13 protein-coding genes and 1 pseudogene are annotated in these 21,367 nt (G+C 69.7%); 7 read left to right on the top strand and 7 right to left on the bottom strand.

The genetic code is table 11. From position 1 onward, the window contains the following. Positions 1-22: 22 nt before the first annotated feature. Positions 23-2,131, bottom strand: a complete 2,109-nt coding sequence (locus ACOKR1_RS09450; protein WP_422936391.1) for a DNA gyrase/topoisomerase IV subunit B — start codon at positions 2,129-2,131, stop codon at positions 23-25. 267 nt (positions 2,132-2,398) lie between these two features. Between ACOKR1_RS09450 and ACOKR1_RS09445 the strand changes: the two genes are divergently transcribed. Together ACOKR1_RS09445 and ACOKR1_RS09440 are read left to right on the top strand one after the other, a co-directional pair. Then, positions 2,399-2,620 (top strand): DUF7455 domain-containing protein, encoded by a 222-nt coding sequence (locus tag ACOKR1_RS09445; RefSeq protein ID WP_415855146.1) that lies wholly within the window; start codon positions 2,399-2,401, stop codon positions 2,618-2,620. A gap of 231 nt (positions 2,621-2,851) precedes the next feature. Then, positions 2,852-3,979 (top strand): hypothetical protein, encoded by a 1,128-nt coding sequence (locus ACOKR1_RS09440; RefSeq protein WP_422936390.1) that lies wholly within the window; start codon positions 2,852-2,854, stop codon positions 3,977-3,979. Positions 3,980-4,091: 112 nt separating this feature from the next. Here ACOKR1_RS09440 and ACOKR1_RS09435 read toward each other — a convergent pair whose 3' ends face one another. The 4 genes from ACOKR1_RS09435 to ACOKR1_RS09420 form a co-directional block, all read right to left on the bottom strand. Further along, the gene (locus ACOKR1_RS09435) at positions 4,092-5,402 is read right to left on the bottom strand and encodes an RNA polymerase sigma factor (protein ID WP_422936389.1); all 1,311 of its coding nucleotides are present in this window, start codon (positions 5,400-5,402) and stop codon (positions 4,092-4,094) included. A gap of 256 nt (positions 5,403-5,658) precedes the next feature. Continuing rightward, positions 5,659-7,014 carry a DUF4192 domain-containing protein gene (locus ACOKR1_RS09430; RefSeq protein WP_422936388.1) on the bottom strand — a complete coding sequence of 452 codons (1,356 nt, stop codon included), beginning with the start codon at positions 7,012-7,014 and terminating at the stop codon, positions 5,659-5,661. An 89-nt stretch (positions 7,015-7,103) separates the two neighbouring features. Continuing rightward, entirely contained in the window at positions 7,104-8,435 is a 1,332-nt protein-coding gene (locus ACOKR1_RS09425) for an MFS transporter (RefSeq protein ID WP_422936387.1), read from the bottom strand. 10 nt (positions 8,436-8,445) lie between these two features. Continuing rightward, positions 8,446-9,441, bottom strand: coding sequence for a proteasome assembly chaperone family protein (locus ACOKR1_RS09420; RefSeq protein WP_422936386.1), 996 nt, complete (start codon positions 9,439-9,441; stop codon positions 8,446-8,448). A gap of 251 nt (positions 9,442-9,692) precedes the next feature. Here ACOKR1_RS09420 and ACOKR1_RS09415 point away from each other — a divergent pair, with 251 nt between their 5' ends. The 5 genes and pseudogenes from ACOKR1_RS09415 to ACOKR1_RS09395 all read left to right on the top strand — a co-directional run bounded on the left by ACOKR1_RS09415 (position 9,693) and on the right by ACOKR1_RS09395 (position 15,949). Next, positions 9,693-11,228 (top strand): leucyl aminopeptidase, encoded by a 1,536-nt coding sequence (locus ACOKR1_RS09415; RefSeq protein ID WP_422936385.1) that lies wholly within the window; start codon positions 9,693-9,695, stop codon positions 11,226-11,228. Positions 11,229-11,540: 312 nt separating this feature from the next. Continuing rightward, on the top strand, positions 11,541-12,923 hold the full coding sequence (gene lpdA, locus ACOKR1_RS09410; protein WP_422936384.1) for a dihydrolipoyl dehydrogenase: 1,383 nt from the start codon (positions 11,541-11,543) through the stop codon (positions 12,921-12,923). Between the two features lie 55 nt (positions 12,924-12,978). After that, positions 12,979-14,744: pseudogene (gene sucB, locus ACOKR1_RS09405) on the top strand (2-oxoglutarate dehydrogenase, E2 component, dihydrolipoamide succinyltransferase). 145 nt (positions 14,745-14,889) lie between these two features. Further along, positions 14,890-15,258 carry a hypothetical protein gene (locus tag ACOKR1_RS09400; protein WP_422936383.1) on the top strand — a complete coding sequence of 123 codons (369 nt, stop codon included), beginning with the start codon at positions 14,890-14,892 and terminating at the stop codon, positions 15,256-15,258. Between the two features lie 262 nt (positions 15,259-15,520). Then, positions 15,521-15,949, top strand: a complete 429-nt coding sequence (locus ACOKR1_RS09395) for an OsmC family peroxiredoxin (RefSeq protein WP_422936382.1) — start codon at positions 15,521-15,523, stop codon at positions 15,947-15,949. A 135-nt stretch (positions 15,950-16,084) separates the two neighbouring features. On the opposite strand, the gene ACOKR1_RS09390 is transcribed toward ACOKR1_RS09395, so the two are convergent. Then, positions 16,085-19,615 (bottom strand): S41 family peptidase, encoded by a 3,531-nt coding sequence (locus tag ACOKR1_RS09390; protein WP_422936381.1) that lies wholly within the window; start codon positions 19,613-19,615, stop codon positions 16,085-16,087. Positions 19,616-19,711: 96 nt separating this feature from the next. Then, complete coding sequence (locus ACOKR1_RS09385; RefSeq protein ID WP_422936380.1) at positions 19,712-21,367, bottom strand: protein kinase domain-containing protein; 1,656 nt, start codon at positions 21,365-21,367, stop codon at positions 19,712-19,714.

Here is a 21,367-nt window from a genome sequence, read left to right as displayed (position 1 = left end):
GGTCTCCCCCATCGCTTCGCGGCTACGCGTCGATGCGCTCGCGATCGAGGCTCGAGCTTCCGGTCACGATGAAGTCCTTGCGCGGCGCCACGTCGGAGCCCATGAGCAGCTCGAAGACCTCCTCGGCCCGCTGCGCGCTCTCGATCGTGACGCGGCGCAGGCTGCGGTGGCGCGGGTCCATGGTCGTCTCCGCGAGCTGGTCGGCGTCCATCTCACCGAGGCCCTTGTAACGCTGGATCGGCTCCTTGTAACGCCGGCCGTCGGCCTCGAGACGCTTGAGCAGCACGTGGAGCTGGCTCTCGGAGTACGTGTAGACCATCTCGTTCGCCTTGCTGCCCGGGTTGATGACCTCGACACGGTGCAGCGGCGGGACGGCCGCGTACACGCGACCGTCCTCGATCATGGGCCGCATGTAGCGGAAGAACAGCGTGAGCAGGAGCGTGCGGATGTGGGCGCCATCCACATCGGCGTCCGTCATGAGGATCACGCGCCCGTAGCGCGCCGACGCGAGGTCGAAGCTTCGGCCCGAGCCCGCGCCGACCACCTGAATGAGCGCAGCGCACTCGGCGTTGGAGAGCATGTCCCCGACCGAGGCCTTCTGCACGTTGAGGATCTTGCCGCGGATGGGCAGGAGGGCCTGGAACTCGGACGAGCGGGCGTGCCGGGCCGTGCCGAGGGCGGAATCGCCCTCGACGATGAAGAGCTCGGAGCGGGTCACGTCGTCCGTGCGGCAGTCGATGAGCTTGGCCGGGAGCGTCGAGGTCTCGAGCGCCGTCTTGCGCCGCTGGGTCTCCTTGTGAAGCCGCGCCGTGACGCGGGACTTCATCTCGTTGACCACCTTCTCGAGGAGCACGGAACTCTGGTTCCGGTCCGCCCGTGCCGTCGAGTTGAGCTTGGCGGAGAGCTCCTTCTCGACGACCCGGGCGACGATCTGTCGGACCGCGGGGGTGCCGAGGACTTCCTTCGTCTGGCCCTCGAACTGCGGTTCCGCGAGGCGGACGGTGAGAACGGCAGTGATGCCGGCCATGACGTCGTCCTTCTCGATCTTGTCGTTGCCCGCCTTGAGCTTGCGCGCGTTGGCCTCGACGGCCTTGCGGAAGACCTTGAGCAGCGCGGCCTCGAAGCCGGCCTGATGCGTGCCGCCCTTGGGCGTCGCGATGATGTTGACGAACGTCCGGACCGTGGTGTCGTAGCCCACGCCCCACCGGAGCGCGAGGTCGACCTCGCAGTCGCGATCGACCTCGGCGATGCGGCTGTGGCCCTTGTCGTCGAGGACCGGCACCGTCTCCTTGAACGTTCCCGAGCCGTGGAGCCGCCACGTGTCCGTCACGGGCGCATCGATGGCCAGATAGTCCGCGAACTCGGAGATCCCGCCGTCGTGGTGGAAGACCTCCTCATGGGGCCCGGCCTCCCCCGGAGTGCCCGCGAGGCGGCGCTCGTCGCGCACCGTGATCTTGAGGCCCGGAATCAGGAACGAGGTCTGCCGAGCGCGGCCCACGAGCTCGTCGTAGGAGAACTTCGCGTCCGGAGTGAAGATCTGGCGATCCGCCCAGTAGCGGATCCGCGTGCCCGTTACCCCGCGCTTGGCCTTGCCGACGACGTCCAGCACGGAATCGTCGACGAACGCCTCGAATTGAGCGTCGGGGCTCACGCGGGAACCCGGATCGGCGAAGCGCCCGGGCTCGCCACGACGGAACGACATCTGGTATGTCTTTCCGCCGCGGTCCACCTGCACGTCGAGGCGCGCGGAAAGCGCATTGACCACCGACGCGCCGACACCGTGGAGGCCACCTGACGCCGTGTAGGAGCCGCCGCCGAACTTGCCGCCCGCGTGAAGTTTCGTGAAGACGACCTCGACGCCGGTGAGGCCCGTCTTTGGCTCCACGTCGACGGGGATGCCGCGCCCGTCGTCGTGGACCTCGACCGAGCCGTCCGGGTGCAGGATGACCATGATGTCCCGGCCAAAGCCAGCCAGGGCCTCGTCGACGGAGTTGTCGATGATCTCCCAGAGGCAGTGCATGAGCCCGCGCGAATCCGTCGAGCCGATGTACATGCCGGGGCGCTTGCGGACGGCCTCGAGCCCTTCGAGGACGGACAGGTGCCTGGCGGTGTATTCAGAGCTCGGGGTCACGCTCGGGGGGCTCCTTCGGAACGAGAACTTGCGGCGCGGATGAGGCACGCACCAACTCCACAGCGTAGTCGGCCTCGAGGACATTCCTTTTCCGCCACTCGGTCAGTGGCCTAATCGGGACCGATGGCCCTGTCTGGGACGGGTCGCGTTATGGAAGAGTGATACGCCTCCAGCGAAAGATGCCGTTTTGCGGGATGGGTCGCTGGGGGAACAGGTGTTAGATGGGGTGAACCGAGGAAGCGCCCGGTACACGTTAAGGAGGCCACGATGACTTCAGCCCTTGCAGATCGCACACTGACCGCTGTCGACCGTTGCGACCGCTGCGGCGCCCAGGCCTATGTCCGAGTGGTCCTCGAGGCCTCTGGTGGGGAGCTCATGTTCTGCGCGCACCACGCGCGGGCCATCGAGACGACGCTGCGCCCCAAGGCATCGCATTGGCACGACGAGACGGCACGCCTGAGCGAGAAGGCCGCACTCCCGGAGGACTGACCGACCGGACCGCGAGGCTCCTTGCCGAGCGCCGCTTGCGGTTCCTCACCCGAACAGCCCCCGGAGGGGCCCGGACACCGATGGGTGTCCGGGCCCTTCCGCGTTTCTCGGAACTTCTCTGCACGGAGCGTGAGTTATCTGGGCGGACAGGGGCGACGATAGAGACGTCTGGCCGGTTGCTGCCCCTCTTCCCTGCCTGGCGGTCCGGCCGCCCTCGGAAAGGACAACCCGATGTTCAACGCACTGGCCCGCACTGGCCGGCTCCGCCGTTGGCTCTCGGCGGCAAGCCTCTCGGTCCTCGTCCTCGCGGTCGGAGTGGCCGCTCCGGCCGTTGCCCAAGGCCTCGCGACGGCGGGATCCGCAGCCAGTTCCTCCTCGTTCAATCAGCCCGGCGACCTCCTGATCGCCGACCAGTTCAACAATCGCGTCATCGAGGTCAACGCCGCCCATCAGATCGTGTGGCAGTTCGGCCTCGGCCCCAACGACTTCTCGGCCCAGTCGATCATCGGCACGAACGACGCCCAACGAGTGGGGTCCTTCACTCTCATGGCAGGCACCGGCACGCCACCGAGCACAGTGCCCGAGTGCCCCCAGGGCTGCCCAGACAACAGGGTGATTCTGGTCAACCGGTCCGGGCAGATCGTCTGGCAGTACGGGCAGTTCGGGGTCACGGGCTCGGGTCCGAATGAGCTCAATACGCCGGTCCAATCGACGTGGCTGCCCAATACGGACGTCCTCATCACCGACCAGGCCAACGAGCGCATCATCGAAGTCAACCAGGCCAAAGGCATCGTGTGGCAGTACGGCATGACCGGTGTCACGGGGACCGGATTCGATCAGCTCAACAACCCGAACAGCGCCGAGCTGCTCGCCAACGGGAACATCCTCATCTCGGATGAGAACAACAACCGGGTCATCGAGGTAAACCGTCAGCACGACATCGTGTGGCAGTACCCCGAGAAGCCGCGTCGCGAGCTGCTGAGCGGGGCGGCGTTCGCCAGCCGGCTCGCCAACGGGAACACTCTCATCACGGACTCGAACAACAACCGGGTCATCGAGGTGACCATGGCCGGCGAGGTCGTCTTCAGCTACACCACCGACCTCCAGAAGGGCAGCAACCGCGCTCCCCTGCCGACGCGGGCCGTGCGCCTCGCAACCGGGAACACCCTGATCAGCGATCAGTTCAACAACCGCGTGATCGAGATCAATCCGGCCGGTGCGATCGTGCGCCAGGAGGGGCTGCTCAACGTGTCCGGGTACAGCCCGACCACGACCACGGTCGGCCTGTTTGCGCCCTATGACGCCAAGGTTGTGGGCGACTACACGGGCCTGACCCCGCCGTTCGGCTTCGGCCAGTGACGTAGAAGGCCGCGCAACGGCGAAGCGCCGGAGTCTCGCGGTTGAACCGCGTGGCCCCGGCGCTTCGCCGTGAGGCGCCTCATCAGGCTGCGCCTGATTGAAGGCGCGGTCTCTAGTCGAGGTAGTCGCGCAGCACCTGGGAGCGCGACGGGTGGCGCAGCTTCGACATCGTCTTGGACTCTATCTGGCGGATCCGCTCGCGCGTCACGCCATAGACCTTACCGATCTCATCGAGCGTCTTGGGCTGCCCGTCGGTCAGCCCGAACCGCATTGCGACGACCCCGGCCTCGCGCTCGGAGAGCGTGTCGAGGACCGAGTGCAGCTGCTCCTGGAGGAGCGTGAAGCTCACGGCGTCGGCCGGCACAACGGCCTCGGAGTCCTCGATGAGGTCGCCGAACTCGGAGTCGCCGTCCTCGCCGAGCGGGGTGTGCAGTGAGATCGGCTCGCGGCCGTACTTCTGCACCTCCACGACCTTCTCCGGCGTCATGTCGAGCTCCTTGGCGAGCTCTTCCGGGGTGGGCTCGCGGCCCAGGTCCTGCAGCATCTGCCTCTGGACGCGGGCGAGCTTGTTGATGACCTCGACCATGTGCACGGGAATGCGGATGGTTCGGGCCTGGTCCGCCATGGCGCGCGTGATGGCCTGTCGGATCCACCACGTCGCGTACGTGGAGAACTTGAAGCCCTTCGTGTAATCGAACTTCTCGACCGCTCGGATGAGGCCGAGGTTGCCTTCCTGAATCAGGTCGAGGAAGAGCATGCCGCGGCCCGTGTAGCGCTTGGCGAGCGAGACCACGAGGCGGAGGTTCGCCTCGAGGAGGTGATTCTTTGCGCGCTCGCCGTCGTGGACGATCCGCTCGAGGTCATGCCGGAACTGGGCGTCGTAGGTCGAGCCGGCCTCGTCGAGCTTGTGCTTCGCGAACAGGCCGGCCTCGATCCGCAGGGCGAGATCGACCTCCTGTTCCGCGTTGAGCAGGGCGACCTTGCCGATCTGCTTGAGGTAGTCCTTGACCGGGTCAGCAGTGGCGCCCGCAGACGTGACCTGCTGAACCGGAGCGTCGTCCTCGTCAGCATCGGAGATGACCATGGCCGCCGAGCTACCAGTGCGCTCCTTGGTCTCGGCTTCCTCCTCGACCTCGGGCTCGGCCGCGAGCTCGTCGTCAGCCGGAGTCACCGTGTCCAGATCCGGGGACTCGGCCTCGAGGTCGTCAGACTTGGTGGCCACCTCCGCGTCCTTGCCCTTCGCCGCCGCCTTGGCGACCACCGGCTCCGCGGTCACGGACTTGCGCACCGTCGTCTTGGACTTGGTCGCAGCCGAAGTCTTGGAGCGCGAGCCTGAAGCCGCTCGCTTGCTGGACGCAGCCTTCGGCACTTCGGTCTCCACCGTGGCCTTCTGAGCCGTTTCCTTCTCCGTGGGGGGCGTCACGATCACCTTCCTGCCGCTGTGCTGGAGTCGCCAAGGGGGCAACACCACTATGACCCTGTCAAGTCCGTGCTTCGCGCAGCGCGCGATTCGGGCCGAAGGGTCTTATGTAACAACCCCTCGGCCACCGGATTCGTTCCCGAATTCACAGAATTCGAGAGGAACGATTCACGGCTTCCGATGCTCGGACCCGACCGGGTCTGGCGTCCATTGTCGCACGAGTCCCGTGAGACAGCGGCATTCGCCACCCGGAGGGGCGCTATGCGACGTCGCTCAGCCTCCTCCACGCTGTTTCGGGGCGCCGCGCCCACTCGGCGAGCTCCCCGCTTTCGACCACGCGGAGGAATAGTTCGGCGAAGCGATAGCCCGGGGCGGCGCTGAGAGCTCGGCGCAGGAAACCAAGCGCCTTCGCCCCTCGACCCCGCACCCAGTAGATCCAGCCGAGTATGGCAAGCGCAGGGGCGCGCACCTCCGGTTCCTCCGTCGCGGCCAACGTCCGGACCACCCGCTCAAGGCGGGCGATGCGATCCCAGCCGGGTGCCTCGCTCGTGTTCCCCAGAAGGACGCCACCGAACGCAAGGGATGCCTCTTCTTCGGCCTCCGTGTCGCTGGCCGCGGGCGGCTCGGCCCATTCCGCAACAACCCGACGGACCTCTGCGGCCGGCAGGCCGCCGGGCAACTCGGGAAGCTCCCCACGCCCCTCGAAGTCGTTGGGTGTCTCGGCCGCTTCCGCGACGCCTCCGCCGTCGTCTGCGCCGCGGTTCAGACCGCCCAGCACTAGCGTCCCGCGCCATGCTGCGCGTCCACTCAGGGCGGCCGCCACGATCACCGCATCGCGGAGCGCGGGCCGTGCGAGCGATGCCGCGAGCAGGCTGAGACGCTCGGAGCCCGGCGGTCGGGGGTCGCCGAGCGTGTCATCCCACGCGGCGAGCGCGGCCGCGAACTCGCGCGGGTCCCACCAAGACCGCGGACTGAGGCGGTATCGCTCGGCGGGCTTCGACGCGCCCGACGCCGGGCGGGTCGCACACCCAGCGCGCGGCCCGATCGCTCGCGGCGGACCGCCTGCGGCGCCCTCGTACGTACTCCCCCGGAACACGAGTTCGGTGCCGAGGCGGCTCGCGGCGATCGTCTCGAGACGCTCGCCCGGCCACGGGCAGCATAAGGAACGGCGGCACAACATACTGCGCCAATGGCGCTCGCCCACGAGCCACGCGTCGAGGACGGGCAGCCCCGATTCCGCGAGGGCCGACTGCAGCTCGGTCACGAGGGCATGCCGCGGAGGCTCGGCTACCTCACTCCACGGCTGCGCCGTGTAGACCACCAGCACGGCCCCGTCCGCCAAGGGGTCGGTCGCGAGATAGCCGCGGACCGCCTCGGCGTACGCCGCGAGATCGCGTTCGCCTGGCGGCGGCAGATCCACGCGCACCGTGACGCCGACGGTTCCCGACCCGACCGTGACGGCCACGAGGCTTTCGGTGGGCCACTCGCCCATTGAGTGGGGAATGTAGCCCAGAAGGTCCTCGGGCTCACGGATGATCAGCTCCGCGGGCTGCTGACCGGGATCGGGCCGCTCGCGTGAATCCGGCCGTTCGTGGTCGCGCTCTGTCTCGTCCATGCGGCCACTCTGCCCGCCCGCGGCCCGCCGCGGGCGCGTCGGGGCCGCCATGTGGACAACACGCCGAGGCGGGTTCTGGGGACGAAGAATCAGCGCCCGTTGGAGCGCCGCGAGCGTACGTCCGCCCACGCGTCGCGCAGGGCCTCACGGAGCGGCGGAACGGGCACTCCGCTCGCGGCGAGCTGACGGCGCACCTTGCGCCGAACCCCGAGGATCATCGCGGAGCCGAACGCCATGATCACGAGCTGCGCGGCGAGAGCCACCCGGAAGGCATCGAGGGAGTAGAGGCCCGCGGGCGAGAGCCCCAAGCCGTGCTGGACATCCAGGAGGTAGCCGATGAGGAACATCGTCACCAGCGCGGCGACGAATCCGCCCGAGTTCACGATCCCCGTGGCAGTCCCGAGCCGGTGCGAGGGGTTGAACGTGCGCGCGAAGTCGAAGCCGATCATCGAGCTCGGCCCGCCGATCGCGAGGATGGCCACGAGCAGCACGAGCAGCCAGAGCGGTGCCTGCCCGGGCCAGATCAGCACGACGGCCCACACCAGCGCGGTAAGACCCGTGATGATGAGGACCAGCGTCGAGCGGCGCAGCGGATGTCTCGACACAAATCGGCCCATCGGCGGTCCCGCAAAGAGGGCCACGACCACGAAGAAGGACATGAGTCCCGCGGCCGTCGCCGACGGGTAGCCCTCGCCGGCCACCATGAACGGGAATCCCCACGCGAGCGCGAACACATTGCCGCTGAACTGGACCGTGAAGTGGCTCCACAGGCCCAGACGCGTCCCCGGTTGCCGCCACGCCGCGGCAAGCACGGCGCGCGTCCCTTCGGGTGCACCCTCGGCAGGCTTCGCGGCCCCCGCAGGCGCGTTCCGTAGGAACGCGAGCACGAGCACCACGACGAGGACGGACATCGAGGCAAGTGAGAGGAAGCCGGTGGTCCAGCCGCGGGCGTGGAGGAGCGCGAGGAACGGGATGACGCTGATGAGCTGGCCGAGCATCCCGAGCATGCCCGTGAGCTGGGTCAGGAGCGGGGTGCGCTTGGCGTTGAACCACAACGGTACGAGCCTCAACACCGAGACGAACGTCATGGCGTCGCCCATCCCGACGAGCATGCGGCCGATGATCCCCGTCACCACGGATTCGGCCACGGACATCTGGAGCTGGCCGAGCGCCATGAAGACAGCCCCAATAGCGACCATGACGCGCGATCCGAAGCGGTCCACGAGCATGCCGACCGGGATCTGCAGCGACGCGTACACGACGAGCTGGAGCACCGTGAAGGCGGACAGCACCGCCCCGCCGGCGTGGAAGCGATCGGTCGCCTCGAGGCCCACGACGCCGAACGACGTCCTCTGCATCACAGCCACGAGGTACGCGAAGACCCCGATCCCCCAGACAGTCCACGCGCGCCAGCTATTCACGCGTCCGATCCTAGTCGGACGGTGAGATCGGCCCCCCGGGTGACGCCGCGTCGTCGTCCGCGCCGGGCTCGAGCGGGCCCTCCTGGGTGGCGAGGTACGCCTCGACCGCCGCGCCGAGAACCTCGGCGTCGGGGAGCTCGCCACTCATGGCGGCGAGCAGCGACCGGCGCGGCGCGTCGGCGCTGCGCTCATCGAACCGTGCCTCGAGGCCCTCGACGAGCTCGCGGACTTCCTCCGAGGATGACACCTGCTCGGCGATCTGACGCTCGGTCTCGCGGCCAGCCTCGCGCAGCCTGTCGGTGGGCAGCATGAGCGACGCGGCCGCGCCAAGGTGCTCGAGGGCCGCCACAGCGGAACCCGGGTATTCGGCCTCGGCAAGATAGTGGGGCGTGTGCACCACGAAGCCTGCCACGCCGCGCCCCGACTCGACGAGGCGGAGCTCGAGGAGATGCCCGATTGCGGCAGGGACGCTCACCACGGGCTTCCACCGCGAGATCCCTTCGACGAGCTCCGGCCGGTTGCCGTGCACTGTGACCCCGAGCGGGCGCGTGTGCGGAACGGGCATCGGGATCGAATGGGTCCACAGGACGAGGCGAACGTCGAGCTGCTCGACGAGGCCGACGACGGCGCGCGCGAACCGCTCCCACTGGAAGTCGGGCTCGGGGCCGGCCAAGAGCAGATACGGCTGGCCGAGGCCGTCGTCGAGCGCGTAGAGCGCGAGCCGAAGCGGGGTGTAGTCCTCCAGATGGTCCTCGTTGAACGTGATCCGCGGGCGACGCGCGCGGTAGTCGAGGAGCGCGTCGACGTCGAATTCGACAACCGTGCGCGGCTCGCCCGAGCGCAGGAGCTCGGCAGTGATCTGTTCGACCGCATGGCCCGCGTCGGCGAAGCCCGTGAAGCCCATGAGCATCGGCAACCCCTTGAGTGCGGGGTCGTCGAGCAGCTCCTGAGCCGCCGAGTAGAGGCCGGCAGGGTCCTGAAGGGGCCCTTTCCGGGCAAAGTCCATGGGTTTCGCTCCCTTATAAGAGTCGACACAACGTTCGACCGAAAGTCCATCGTGCGTCCGCCGCGCGGGGACCGCGGCGGATGCGCCCGTCGCGAGGCGTGACTCCGTGATCACGACACCCATGTCAACGGCTTTCGACCCTCCATCATTCCACCACCGGCTACGATCGGAAGTCCGGGGCCGCCCCGGGCCATCAGGCGCCCGACCGGCCCGAACGCACCTGACGCCCAGAAGAATCGAGGCACCATCCCGTGTTCATCAACGCCGAAGCATCTCTGAGTGCCGTCGCGCGGGACCTCCGCAAGACACGCAGTGACGCCGTCGTCATCGGAGTCGCCCAGGGAGCCGATGGCCCCGTGCTCCTCGACAGCCCGCTGAGCGCGAAAAACGCAGAGGCCGTGCAGGGGACGCTCGCGATGCTCGGGGCCACTGGCGCGCCGGATCAGCTGCTCCGCCTTCCGGGCGTGCCGGAGTTGAACACCCAGGTCATCGCCCTCGCGGGCGTAGGGAAGGTCGACGGCGGCGACGCGCCCTCGCACGAACAGCTCCGCCGTGCGGCCGGATCCGCCGTCCGCCAGCTCGCGGGCCTCCGCACCGTCATCTTGGCCTTCCCTGCCCTGACCTCTGGTGACGTCTCGGCGGTAGCCGAGGGCGCCACCCTCGGAGCGTATTCGTACACCGAGCACCGCGCGCGGTCCGCGGAGGCCTCGAAAGCGAACGTCGAACGCGTCGTCGTCCTCACCCCGCTCGCGGGAAGCGCCGCCGCGGAGGCCGCCCTCACGCGCGCCACGGTCGTTGGCCAAGCGGTGAACACGACCCGGACGCTGGTCAACATGCCTCCGAGCCAGCTGTTCCCGGCGTCGTTCGCCGACGCGGCCAAGGAGCTCGCCAAGAGCACGTCGGTCAAGATCACGGTGTGGGACGAGAAGCGCCTTGAGAAGGACGGCTTCGGCGGCATCCTCGCGGTCGGCCAGGGCAGCTCGCGGCTCCCCCGCCTCGTGAAGGTCGAGTACACGCCCTCGCAGTCCTCGAAGGCACCGTCGGTGCACCTCGTGGGCAAGGGCATCACGTTCGACACCGGCGGCATCTCGATCAAGCCCGCCGCCAAGATGGACGAGATGAAGAGCGACATGGCGGGCGCCGCCTCCGTCCTCTCGACCGTCCTGGCGGCCTCGCGGCTTGGGCTCAAGGCGAAGGTCACGGGCTGGCTGTGCATCGCCGAGAACATGCCGTCGGGGAGCGCCCAGCGGCCCTCCGACATCATCGTGACGCGCGGCGGGACGAGCGTCGAGGTGCTCAACACCGACGCCGAGGGCCGGCTCGTCATGGCGGACGGCCTCGCCGCGGCCAGCGAGGAGAACCCTGACGTCGTCATCGACATCGCGACGCTCACGGGCGCGGCGATCATCGCGCTCGGCACGCGCACCGCTGGCCTCATGGGTGATTCGACCGTCACCGATGGCCTCAAGGCCGCGGCCGACGACGAGGGCGAGGCCGCGTGGGCCATGCCGCTTCCCGATGAGCTCAGGGCCGGGCTCGACTCCCCCGTCGCGGACATCGCGAACGTCGGGGACAAGCCCGGCGGCATGCTCACGGCGGGCATCTTCCTGCGCGAGTTCGTGGGCGCCCGCCCGGACGGCTCCCCGATTCCGTGGGCCCACATCGACATCGCTGGCCCCTCGTACAACACGGGTTCGGCGTACGGCCACACGCCGAAGCTCGGCACGGGCGCCATGGTGCGCACGCTCGTGCGCTACCTCGAAAGCGTCGGGGCCGAGGCAAACTAAGCGATCGCCGGCTGTGGCTCAACGAGGGACGTCCCGCGGGGCGTCCCTCGCTGCATGCCGGGATTCCTCACGTCACAACTCCGACCCAAGACCGCGCCTATTTCGGAATATGAGAACATAACTCCACTGTGCGAAACCTGCAGAGCAGCGTGAGCCTTGCCACAACGCAGAGACAAACGGCGGTGGGAAGGTGGAGCATAGTCCGTCAGGGAGATAGGGTTGCCCTGATACCGGGCCTGCCAGCGTACCGGCTGGCGGCACATCGTCACCTACGACGGCTTATCGCCGTCCTTCAATGCGAGGGAGCGTCACGTGGCCGACCAGCCTACTGCGCAGGAATTCGACATCTTGGTCCTCGGAGCTGGCAGTGGCGGCTATGCCGCGGCGCTGCGCGCCGTCCAGTTCGGCCTCAGCGTCGGGCTAGTCGAGAAGGGCAAGCTCGGCGGGACGTGCCTGCACAACGGCTGCATCCCCACGAAGGCCCTCCTGCACGCGGCGGAGCTTGCGGACCACGCGCGCGACTCCGCGAAGTACGGCATCAACGTGAGCCTCGAGAGCATCGACATCAACGCGGTCAACGCGTACAAGAACGGCGTCGTCGCGGGCAAGTTCAAGGGCCTCACGGGCCTCATCAAGTCCAAGGGCATCACGGTCATCGAGGGCGAAGGCCGCCTCACCGCCCGGGACACCGTCACGGTTGACGGCACCGCCTACAAGGGCAAGAACATCATCCTCGCGACGGGTTCCTACTCGCGCTCGCTGCCGGGCCTCGAGATCGGCGGCCGCGTCATCACGTCCGACCAGGCGCTTGAGCTCGACTACATCCCGAAGTCCGCCATCGTGCTCGGCGGGGGCGTGATCGGTGTCGAGTTCGCCTCGGTCTGGAAGTCCTTCGGCGTCGACGTGACGATCGTCGAGGGCCTCCCCTCGCTCGTCCCGAATGAGGACGACGCGATCGTCAAGCAGCTCGAGCGCGCGTTCAAGAAGCGCGGCATCAAGTTCAACACGGGCACCTTCTTCCAGGGCGTCGAGCAGGACGAGAACGGCGTCAAGGTCACGCTCGTGGACGGCAAGACGTTTGAGGCCGAGCTCCTCCTCGTCGCGGTGGGCCGCGGCCCTGTGACCGCCAACCTCGGCTACGAGGAGCAGGGCGTCACGATTGACCGCGGCTTCGTCATCACGAACGAGCGCCTCCACACTGGCGTCGGCAACATCTACGCCGTCGGCGACATCGTCCCGGGCGTCCAGCTCGCGCACCGCGGCTTCCAGCAGGGCATCTTCGTGGCGGAAGAGATCGCAGGCCAGAACCCGATCGTCGTCGAGGACGTCAACATCCCGAAGGTGACGTTCTGCGATCCCGAGATCGCGACCGTCGGCTACACCGAGAAGGGCGCCAAGGCCAAGTTCGGCGACGACCAGGTACAGACGCAGGAGTACAACCTCGCCGGCAACGGCAAGAGCTCGATCCTCGGCACTTCGGGCATCGTCAAGGTCGTGCGCCAGAAGGACGGCCCCGTGGTTGGCGTCCACATGATCGGCGCGCGCATGGGCGAGCAGATCGGCGAGGCGCAGCTCATCGTCAACTGGGAGGCGTACCCCGAGGACGTTGCCCAGTTCATCCACGCCCACCCGACGCAGAACGAGTCCCTCGGCGAAGCGCACCTCGCGCTGGCCGGCAAGCCGCTCCACGGCTGACCACCGGATACCGACATCAATCGCACGACAGCAACCACAAAGGAGCACGGAGACAATGTCTGAATCCGTCAACTTGCCGGCTCTCGGGGAGAGCGTCACCGAAGGCACCGTCACGCGCTGGCTCAAGCAGGTGGGTGACCGCGTCGAGGTTGACGAGCCGCTCGTCGAAGTCTCGACGGACAAGGTCGACACCGAGATCCCCTCGCCGATAGCCGGCATCCTCCAGGAGATCCTCGTCGCCGAAGACGAGACCGCCGAAGTCGGCGCTCCCCTCGCGCGCATCGGTGACGGCACCGACTCCGGCGCTGCGCCCGCTGCCCCGGCCGCCGAGCAGGCTGCGGCTCCGGCCGAGGCTGCCCCCGTGGAGTCCGCGCCGCAGGAGCCGGCTCCGGCCCAGGAGCCCGCAGAACCCTCAGCCGCCCAGGCCGCCGCTGAAGGCCACGAGGTCACGCTCCCCGCCCTCGGCGAGAGCGTCACCGAGGGAACCGTCACGCGTTGGCTCAAGAGCGTGGGCGACGCCGTCGAGGTCGACGAACCGCTCCTCGAGGTCTCGACCGACAAGGTCGACACCGAGATTCCGTCCCCCGTGGCGGGCACGCTGCAGGAGATTCGCGTGAGCGAGGACGAGACCGCCGCGGTCGGCGCGGTCCTCGCGATCATCGGCTCCGGCGCCGCAGCCCAGGCCGCTCCGGCCCCGGCGGCCGCTCCCGCCCAGGTCGCTCCCGCTCCGGTTGCTCCCGCTCCGGCCGCACCGGCCCCGGCCCCGCCGCACCGGCCCCGGCCCCCGCCGCACCGGCCCCGGCCCCCGCCGCCGCTGCTCCGGCCCCCGCCGCCGCGGCTCCGGCCCCCGCCGCCGCGGCTCCGGCCCCCGCCGCCGCCGGCTCCGAGGCCGGCTACGTGACCCCGCTCGTGCGCAAGCTCGCCAACCAGCACAGCGTTGACCTCGCGACGGTCACCGGCACGGGCGTGGGCGGGCGCATCCGCAAGCAGGACGTCGTCGCCGCCGCCGAGGCCCAGCAGGCCGCTGCCCAGGCTCAGGCCGCCCCGGCCCAGTCCGCGCCGTCGGCTCCCGCCGCCGCGCCCGTCGTCGCCTCCTCCCTGCGCGGCACCACGGAGAAGGCTCCGCGGATCCGCCAGGTGATCGCACGCCGCATGCGCGAGTCACTCGACACCTCGACACAGCTCACGCAGGTCCACGAGGTGGACATGACGAAGATCGCGAAGCTTCGCGACCGGGCCAAGGGCGCATTCCTGGCCCAGAACGGCGTCAAGCTCACGTTCCTCCCGTTCATCGCGAAGGCCGTGGCCGAGGCGCTCAAGCAGCACCCGAAGCTCAACGCGGAGTACAACGAGGACAAGCAGGAGATCACCTACCACAACGCGGAGCACCTCGCGATTGCGGTGGACACCGAGAAGGGCCTCCTCGTCCCGGTCATCAACAACGCGGGTGACCTCAACCTCGCTGGCCTCGCGGGCCGCATCGCCGACGTCGCAGGGCGCACGCGCAGCGGCAAGATCGGTCCGGACGAACTCTCGGGCGGCACGTTCAGCATCACCAACATCGGCTCGGTTGGCGCGCTGTTCGACACGCCGATCATCAACCAGCCGCAGGTCGCGATCCTCGGCACGGGTGCGATCGTGAAGCGCCCGTGGGTCACGCAGAACGCCGAGGGCGACGACGTCATCTCGATCCGCTCGATGATGTACCTCTCGCTCACGTACGACCACCGCCTCGTCGACGGCGCGGACGCGGGACGCTTCCTGCAGACGCTCCGCGCGCGGCTCGAGGGTGGCGCGTTCGAGGCGGATCTCGGCCTCTGAAAACGGCCTGCCGGCGAGCGAATCGCTGAGGGCGGAGGCCCGATCCCCAGGGTCGGGCCTCCGCCCTCATTCGTTATCCACTTGGTACCCCGGCTCCCTCGCGAACCAGGCGGAGCGGCCGTGGGCCAACACTAGAATCGGGACCATGACTGTCGTCTTCAGCATCGTCGTCTTCATCCACATCGTTGGGGCGGCCATGATCGTCGGACCGTGGATCGCCAACATGAAGGCCCCGACTGTCGGCGCGCGGCAGTTCGACGGCGCCATGACTCAGCTTGTGACGGGCATCATCCTTGCAGGTCTCCTACCGGTCATGGTCAGCACGGTCCCCAACTGGCCCACTCCGGACTATCCCAAGCTCATCGTCAAGTTCGTCGTCGCGATCGTGGTCGGCGCGCTCGCGTTCGTGGGCAATCGCCGCCGCAAGGCCGGCGAACCGGTCGCGCCCGGCGTCGCACACGCCGTCGGCGGCCTCGCGCTGCTCAACATTGCCGTCGCCACGATCTGGCCCTGACGAGGCCGGCTACGGGGAGGGTCCCTTGTAACCCACCCGGCCGCCCTTCACCACCCCGGCCACCCTTCACCACCCGGCCGCCCTTCACCACCCCGGCCACCCTTCACCACCCGGCCGCCCTTCACCACCCGGCCGCCCTTCACCACCCCGGCCACCCTTCACCCACCCGGCCGCCCTCCGAAACGCGAGCGGGGTCGCCTTGTGCCTACGATGGCCGGGCCGGTTCACTCTCTCAGCCCATCAACAAGCGAAGGAGCGCAGTATGGCCACGATCCGCACCGCCCACACCGTCTGGAACGGCAACCTCATGGAGGGCGCCGGGCAGACGAGCCTCGACACCTCGGGCCTCGGCACGTACGACGTCACGTGGAAGGCGCGCAGCGCAGAGTCCAACGGCAAGACGAGCCCCGAAGAGCTCATCGCGGCGGCCCACTCGGCCTGCTTCTCGATGGCGTTCAGCAGCGGGCTGGCCGAGGCCGGCTACACGGCCGACGAGATCCGCACCCAGGCCGACGTCGACTTCGTCCCGGGCACGGGCATCACGACGAGCAAGCTCACGGTGACCGCAAAGGTCCCCGGCATCTCCGAGGACGAGTTTCAGCAGATCGCAGCCGCCGCGAAGGCGGGCTGCCCCGTGAGCCAGGCTCTTGCCGGCATCACGATCACCCTCGCCGCGTCGCTCGCGTCCTGATCATCCCAACGCCGACGCCGGGGGCAGCCAAGACCGCCTCTCGGGTCGCGCACGAACTGGGCCCCCGTCTCGCGCCTTGCGGCGCAGGGCGGGGGCCCAGCTGCGTCCTCGCGGCCCGTCGCCGCCGCCAGCCGCTCAGCCCTCGTAGGCTGGGGCGGCCTCGACCGAGACGCGGTCCTGCGGCCGCGGCGGCAGCGGCGCAGGCCGCACGGAGCGGTAGCCCTCGCGTGCCGGCGGACGCTCGGTGGGGATCTCGATGAGCATCTCCTTGAGGACGCCGATCCCGTGCTCGAGTTGCGGATCGATGCCCGCCGCATACGCGTGGGGTGGGAAGGCGATCTCGATATCCGGCTCGACCCCGCGGTTCTCCACGTCCCATCCCACGCCTCCGCCGAACCACGTGGCGTACCGCGGTTGGCTCACGGCCGTTCCGTCGGCGAGCCGGAAGCGGTTGTCGATGCCCACGACGCCGCCCCACGTCCGGGTGCCGACCACCGGGCCAATTCCCCTGAGCTTCCCAACCTGCGTGATGATGTCCCCGTCCGAACCCGCGAATTCATCGGCAAGGATCACCACGGGGCCGCGCGGGGCGTGGCGCGGGTACGTGCGGGGCTGCTCTCCACGGGGCACGGTCCACCCCGTGACGCGACGCCCGATGAGCTCGGCGACGAGCTGAGAGGTGTGCCCACCGCGGTTGCGCCGCACGTCGACGATGAGCGCGTCGAGCGCCGTCTCGGTGTCGAGGTCGCGATGCAGCTGCGCCCACCCGCGCGCGGCCATGTCAGGCACGTGCAGATAGCCGAAGTGTCCGCCCGAGGCCTCACGCACGAGGCGTCGGTTGGCCTGAACCCAGTCCTGGTACCGCAGCCGCTCCTCGTCGCGGATCGGCACGACCGCGATGCGTCGGCGCACGCCTTCCTCCTCGGGGTGCGCGGGGCCGTTGAGGATCGTGAGCTCGACCGTCTTGCCCGCGGCGCCCACGAGCGCCGTCGCCGGCCCGAAATCCGGGGCGAGCGGGACGCCGTCGACTGCGAGCAGCCGATCGCCCCGTCGCACCCCCGCACCTGGGGCGGCGAGGGGCGACGTCGCGAGGGGGTCCGAGGACTCGCTTGCGAGGACGCGTCGGACCACCCAGCCGCCGTCGTAGTCGAACTCTGCACCGAGGCGCCCCTGCCCGCCTGCCCCGGGCTCGGACGCCAGCGTCGGGGTGACGTAGGCATGCGAGGTTCCCAGCTCGCCGTGGACTTCCCACAGGAGGTCCACGAGGTCGTCGTGCGAGCCGAGGCGACCCACAATCGGCTCGTAGTGGGCACGCACCTCGGCCCAGTCCTGGCCTGCCATGTCCGCGGTCCAGAAGAAGTCGCGTTGGAGCCTCCACGCCTCGGCGAAAGCCTGGTGCCACACGGCCACGGGATCAAGCCGCACGCGGATCCGGTCGAGGTCCACCTTGACGTGCTCCGGGCTGCCCTCGTCGGCCTTCGCGTTGCTGGGCACCGAGCGGAGCTGACGCTCGCTCACGTACACGACCCGCGATCCGTCGCCGCTCAGGCGGTACGAATCGAGAGCGCCCACGAGCGTCGTGGTACGGGAGTCTGTGAGGTCGAAGCGCTCGAGGCTCGGCTGGGGGTCCTTGTCCGCCGGCTTGGCCTTGCCCTCGCCCGTGGCCCCCGAGAGGTCGTGCGAGAGCCACAGGAGCGCGTCCTTGGCGGCCGTGAGGCGCGAGTAGTTGCCCTGCCGGACCGGCAGTGCCACGACGCGGTGAGCGAGTCCCTCAAGCTCCACGGCGACACGAACGGACGACGTCGCCACCTCACCCTGAGCGGTTGCCTCGCCGGCGTCGGCCTCGCCTCGTGATTCCGCCGCGGACGGTTCGGTCGCAACGCCGAAGTTCGCGGCCCGCGGCCCGAACGGCGCCGCGGTCGCCGCCGAGAGCGGCACGAGATACGGCTTGATGGGGCTCGGAAACGAGAGGTCGAACGAGTGGCCGTCGTAGACGGGGTCGAAGCTGCGCCCGGAGAGGAACGCGAGGTACTTGCCATCCGGGGTGAACGTCGGGGAGACGTCGCAGAACCGCCCGTCCGTGACGTCGGCGATCTGGCCCGTCGCGACGTTTGCGAGCCGGAGCTTCGAGCGGGAGCCGAAGGCCGTCACAGGCTCGCTCCACGCGAGCCACGCCGAGTCTGGGCTCCACGCGAGTTCCTCGATGCTGCCCTCCCCCACGTTGGAAAGTGTCCGGGCTTGGCCCGTCTCCAGTTCGACGAGGTGCACCTCGCCGAACGCCGTCCCGAGCGCCACGTGCCGCGCGTCGGGGCTCGCCTCGAGTTCGGCGACCCGGTTCGACGTCGGGAGGGCAAGGCGCCTTGGCAAGGCTATGGCCTCGTCGCCGGCGGTCGCGACGGCGCGCGGAGCGGGCACCGCGTAGGAGCGCTGCTCCGAGCGTGCGAACGAGACCGCGGGAACGTGCCCTGCTCCGGCCGGCACCGGGGCGGGAAGGCCGCCCTCCTCCCCGATAGCGTCGAGGCCCGGGCCCGCCGAGAAGGGGCCCGCCGTCCCGGGCGCAGCCAGCGCCCATTCGGCCGGATCGGCGAGATCCTTGACGAACAGGGCCTCCTCGCCGAAGCGGTCGGCGATGTAGGCCACGCGATCCGAGCCCAGCGGGCGGGCCAGGCGCGCCCGGACGCCGGAGGCTGCCTCGACGACGCGCGACGGGCCGTCGCGGTGGGTTAGCCAGTGCACGGTGCCGTGGGCCTCGACGACGCTCGCCGCGCCGTCCGCCGTGGGGACCGCCTCGGCGAGATGCCGCCCCACTGCGAGCGGAACCGGGCGGCGCGCGGTCGACGCCGAGCCGAGCGCGACTTCGATCCGCCGCGGCTCCGCGTCGAGGCCCTCGAGGAGCCAGAGCTCGCCAGCCGACTCGAGAACGATCCGCTCGCCGTCCGAGCTCGCGTGACGCGCGTAGAAGCTGTCGAAGTCCGTGTGCCGGCGCAGGTCGGAGCCGTCGCGGCGCACCGAGTAGACGTTGCCGTAGCCCTCGTGATCGGAGAGGAAGGCGATCCGGCCGTCGATCCACATGGGGTCGCTCAGGTTGCCGTCAAGCCCTGGGGTGAGAAGCCGGAATTCGCCGCCGCCGTCGACGTCGACCCACAGCTTGCCCATCGCGCCGCCGCGGTAGCGCTTCCACGCCGCCGGCTCGCGGGACAGCACGGTGCCGACAACCACGGGCCGCTCGTCGCCGACGGACGGCCCAAACGCGACCGAATCGACCGGGCCGTAGGGGAGCTCCTCGAGCCACCCGCCGTCGACCGGGATCGCATATGCGTGAGTGTGCCGCGCGTCCGGCTGGTTGTGGGCGCTCGTGACGATCACGCGGCCGCGCGGGTCGAAGCCCTTGACCCGTGTGCTCTGGTGCCCGAAGTACGTGAGCTGGTGGAAGCCGCCGCCATCGACGTCCGCGGCCACGGCCTCCGGTGCCGTGCCTTGGACGACACTCCAGACGACCTTGCCGCCGTCCGGGGTGAAGCGCGGGTTGCGGGCAGGGAGCTGGAGCGCCGAGATCCGCCACGCCCGGCCGCCTTCCACAGGGGCGAGCCACACGTCATCCTCGGCCACGAACGCGACGAGCTCGCCGTGGACATGGGGGTACCGGAAGTAGCTGGAGGCTGTCATTCTCCGATCATAGGCAGGCCGCAGGCCGTCGTTCGGAGACGTGGCGGACCGTTCCGATCATGACGCGACCGCGGCACGCCGCGAGCACCGCCGAGCTCACGTCGCGAGAATCCGGGCGACACGCCAGGCCTCACCCGCACGCTCGAGGACGATCCGGAGTGTCTGGTCCCGACCCGCGCCCGGCGCCGATATTTCGCGGCCCGCGGCACTGAGCGTCGCGTACCCGGAACTCATCACCCGGGCGCGGACGACGGCGGTGCCCCCGCCCACGTCCGTGTCCGTGTCCGGCGCGATGAGCTCGGCCGAGGGGACCTCTGAGGTGAAGCCGTCGAGCCGCTGGCCCTCCCGCTCGAGACGGTCGATGAGCTCCGCGTCCGTCTGGGCTGCGTCGGAGTCTCGCGCGTTGACCCGATTGAGCAGCCCGCGGTCCGCCGCAGTGATCGCGAGGGCGCGGACTTGGGCGAGCGCGTGAACTGCCCGGACCGGATCGGTCGATTCGGCGCCCCGCCGAAGTGCCTCGGGCAGGCGCGCCCACGCCTCCGCTTCCTTCGGCGACGCGTCCTTGGCGGTCGTGGGGCCTTCCCCCGAGGCGCCGTCCGTCGGGAAGGCCGCGGCGCCGGCCCAGACGGCGGCGAACGCCAGCGCGACGGCGAGCGCGATCCCGGCCCACCGCGCGAGCCCGGCCGGTCTCCGGAGTGCCAGCCGAGGCCGCGCGAGCCCGGCCGGTCTCCGGAGTGCTGGCCGACGCCGGGTGACGCGAGAGGACGCACGGGACCGAGCACCACGCAGCCAGTTGGGCCGCGCGGCACGCGCCTGGCCACGCAGCCGGCCCTGCGCGCCGTTCTCTGGCCGCACACGCGTCACGAGCTCGCCGAGGACCTCTTCGTCGACGGCCGGAGCGAGGTCGATCGCTTCGGGCCGTGCGCTCCGGAAGACGGCTCTGGCGAGCTCTGCCGCCGTCGGCCGATCTCGCGGATCGTCGGCGAGCGCCACATCGATGGCCGTGGCAAGCTCGGACGGAACATCCTCACGAAGCAGCGTGAGGGGCGGGCGTTCCGGCGTGCGGCCGGGCGCACGCCCAGTCAGGCAGAACCACGCCACGGCACCCAGCCCATGGACGTCGGCGGCGGGTCGCAAGCTCTCGGGCTGGGCGGTGTCGGGGCCTTCGTGCTCCTCGAAGCCCGGCGTCCCGACGAGACGGGACACCGGATCCCCAACGAGTCGTGCGGAGCCGAGGTCGGCGAGAAGGGGCTTTCCTTGAGCGGTGAAGAGGATATTCCCCGGCGAGACGTCAAGGTGGGTGACGCCGTGGGCGTGCAGCGCAGCGAGGGCTTGGGCGATCGGGCCGATCGCGGTCACCGTCTCGCCGACCTCGAGGCGCCCACGAACCCCGACGAGGCGCGCGAGCGACCCGCCCGCCGCATATTCGCTCAGGAGCACGGTCGCCTCGCCATCCGCGTTCTCCGGCGCCACGGTCGCGTGGCAGGGCAAGAGATGAGGATGGACCGCGGCGCGCAGGGCACGCAGCTCTCGCCTCGCCGTAGGGAGCTGGAGTCCCGCTCCCCCGGTACCGCCCCGGCGCCGCACGACCTTTCCCGCGACGAGGCGGCCAGTCCGATGTTCCCGGAGAAGCCACACGTCACCGAAGCCTCCGCGGCCCAGGCGGCGGACGACGTCGTGCCCGGCCACGACGGGCGGTGGAGCACCGCCGGACTGCGGCGGTTCCGAGGTGTATTCCGATTGGAGCTCCAT

This window comes from Sinomonas sp. P47F7, assembly GCF_049332655.1.
Lineage (GTDB): Bacteria > Actinomycetota > Actinomycetes > Actinomycetales > Micrococcaceae > Sinomonas.
This window is presented reverse-complemented; position numbering and strand designations above follow the sequence as displayed.

Excerpts from the sequence above, each read along its gene's own strand:
- ACOKR1_RS09440 (WP_422936390.1), top strand. The coding sequence starts at position 2,852 with ATGTTCAACGCACTGGCCCGCACTGGCCGGCTCCGCCGTTGGCTCTCG.
- ACOKR1_RS09400 (WP_422936383.1), top strand. The coding sequence starts at position 14,890 with ATGACTGTCGTCTTCAGCATCGTCGTCTTCATCCACATCGTTGGGGCG.
- ACOKR1_RS09445 (WP_415855146.1), top strand. The coding sequence starts at position 2,399 with ATGACTTCAGCCCTTGCAGATCGCACACTGACCGCTGTCGACCGTTGC.
- ACOKR1_RS09395 (WP_422936382.1), top strand. The coding sequence starts at position 15,521 with ATGGCCACGATCCGCACCGCCCACACCGTCTGGAACGGCAACCTCATG.
- ACOKR1_RS09430 (WP_422936388.1), bottom strand. The coding sequence starts at position 7,014 with ATGGACGAGACAGAGCGCGACCACGAACGGCCGGATTCACGCGAGCGG.
- ACOKR1_RS09390 (WP_422936381.1), bottom strand. The coding sequence starts at position 19,615 with ATGACAGCCTCCAGCTACTTCCGGTACCCCCATGTCCACGGCGAGCTC.
- ACOKR1_RS09420 (WP_422936386.1), bottom strand. The coding sequence starts at position 9,441 with ATGGACTTTGCCCGGAAAGGGCCCCTTCAGGACCCTGCCGGCCTCTAC.
- ACOKR1_RS09385 (WP_422936380.1), bottom strand. The coding sequence starts at position 21,367 with ATGGAGCTCCAATCGGAATACACCTCGGAACCGCCGCAGTCCGGCGGT.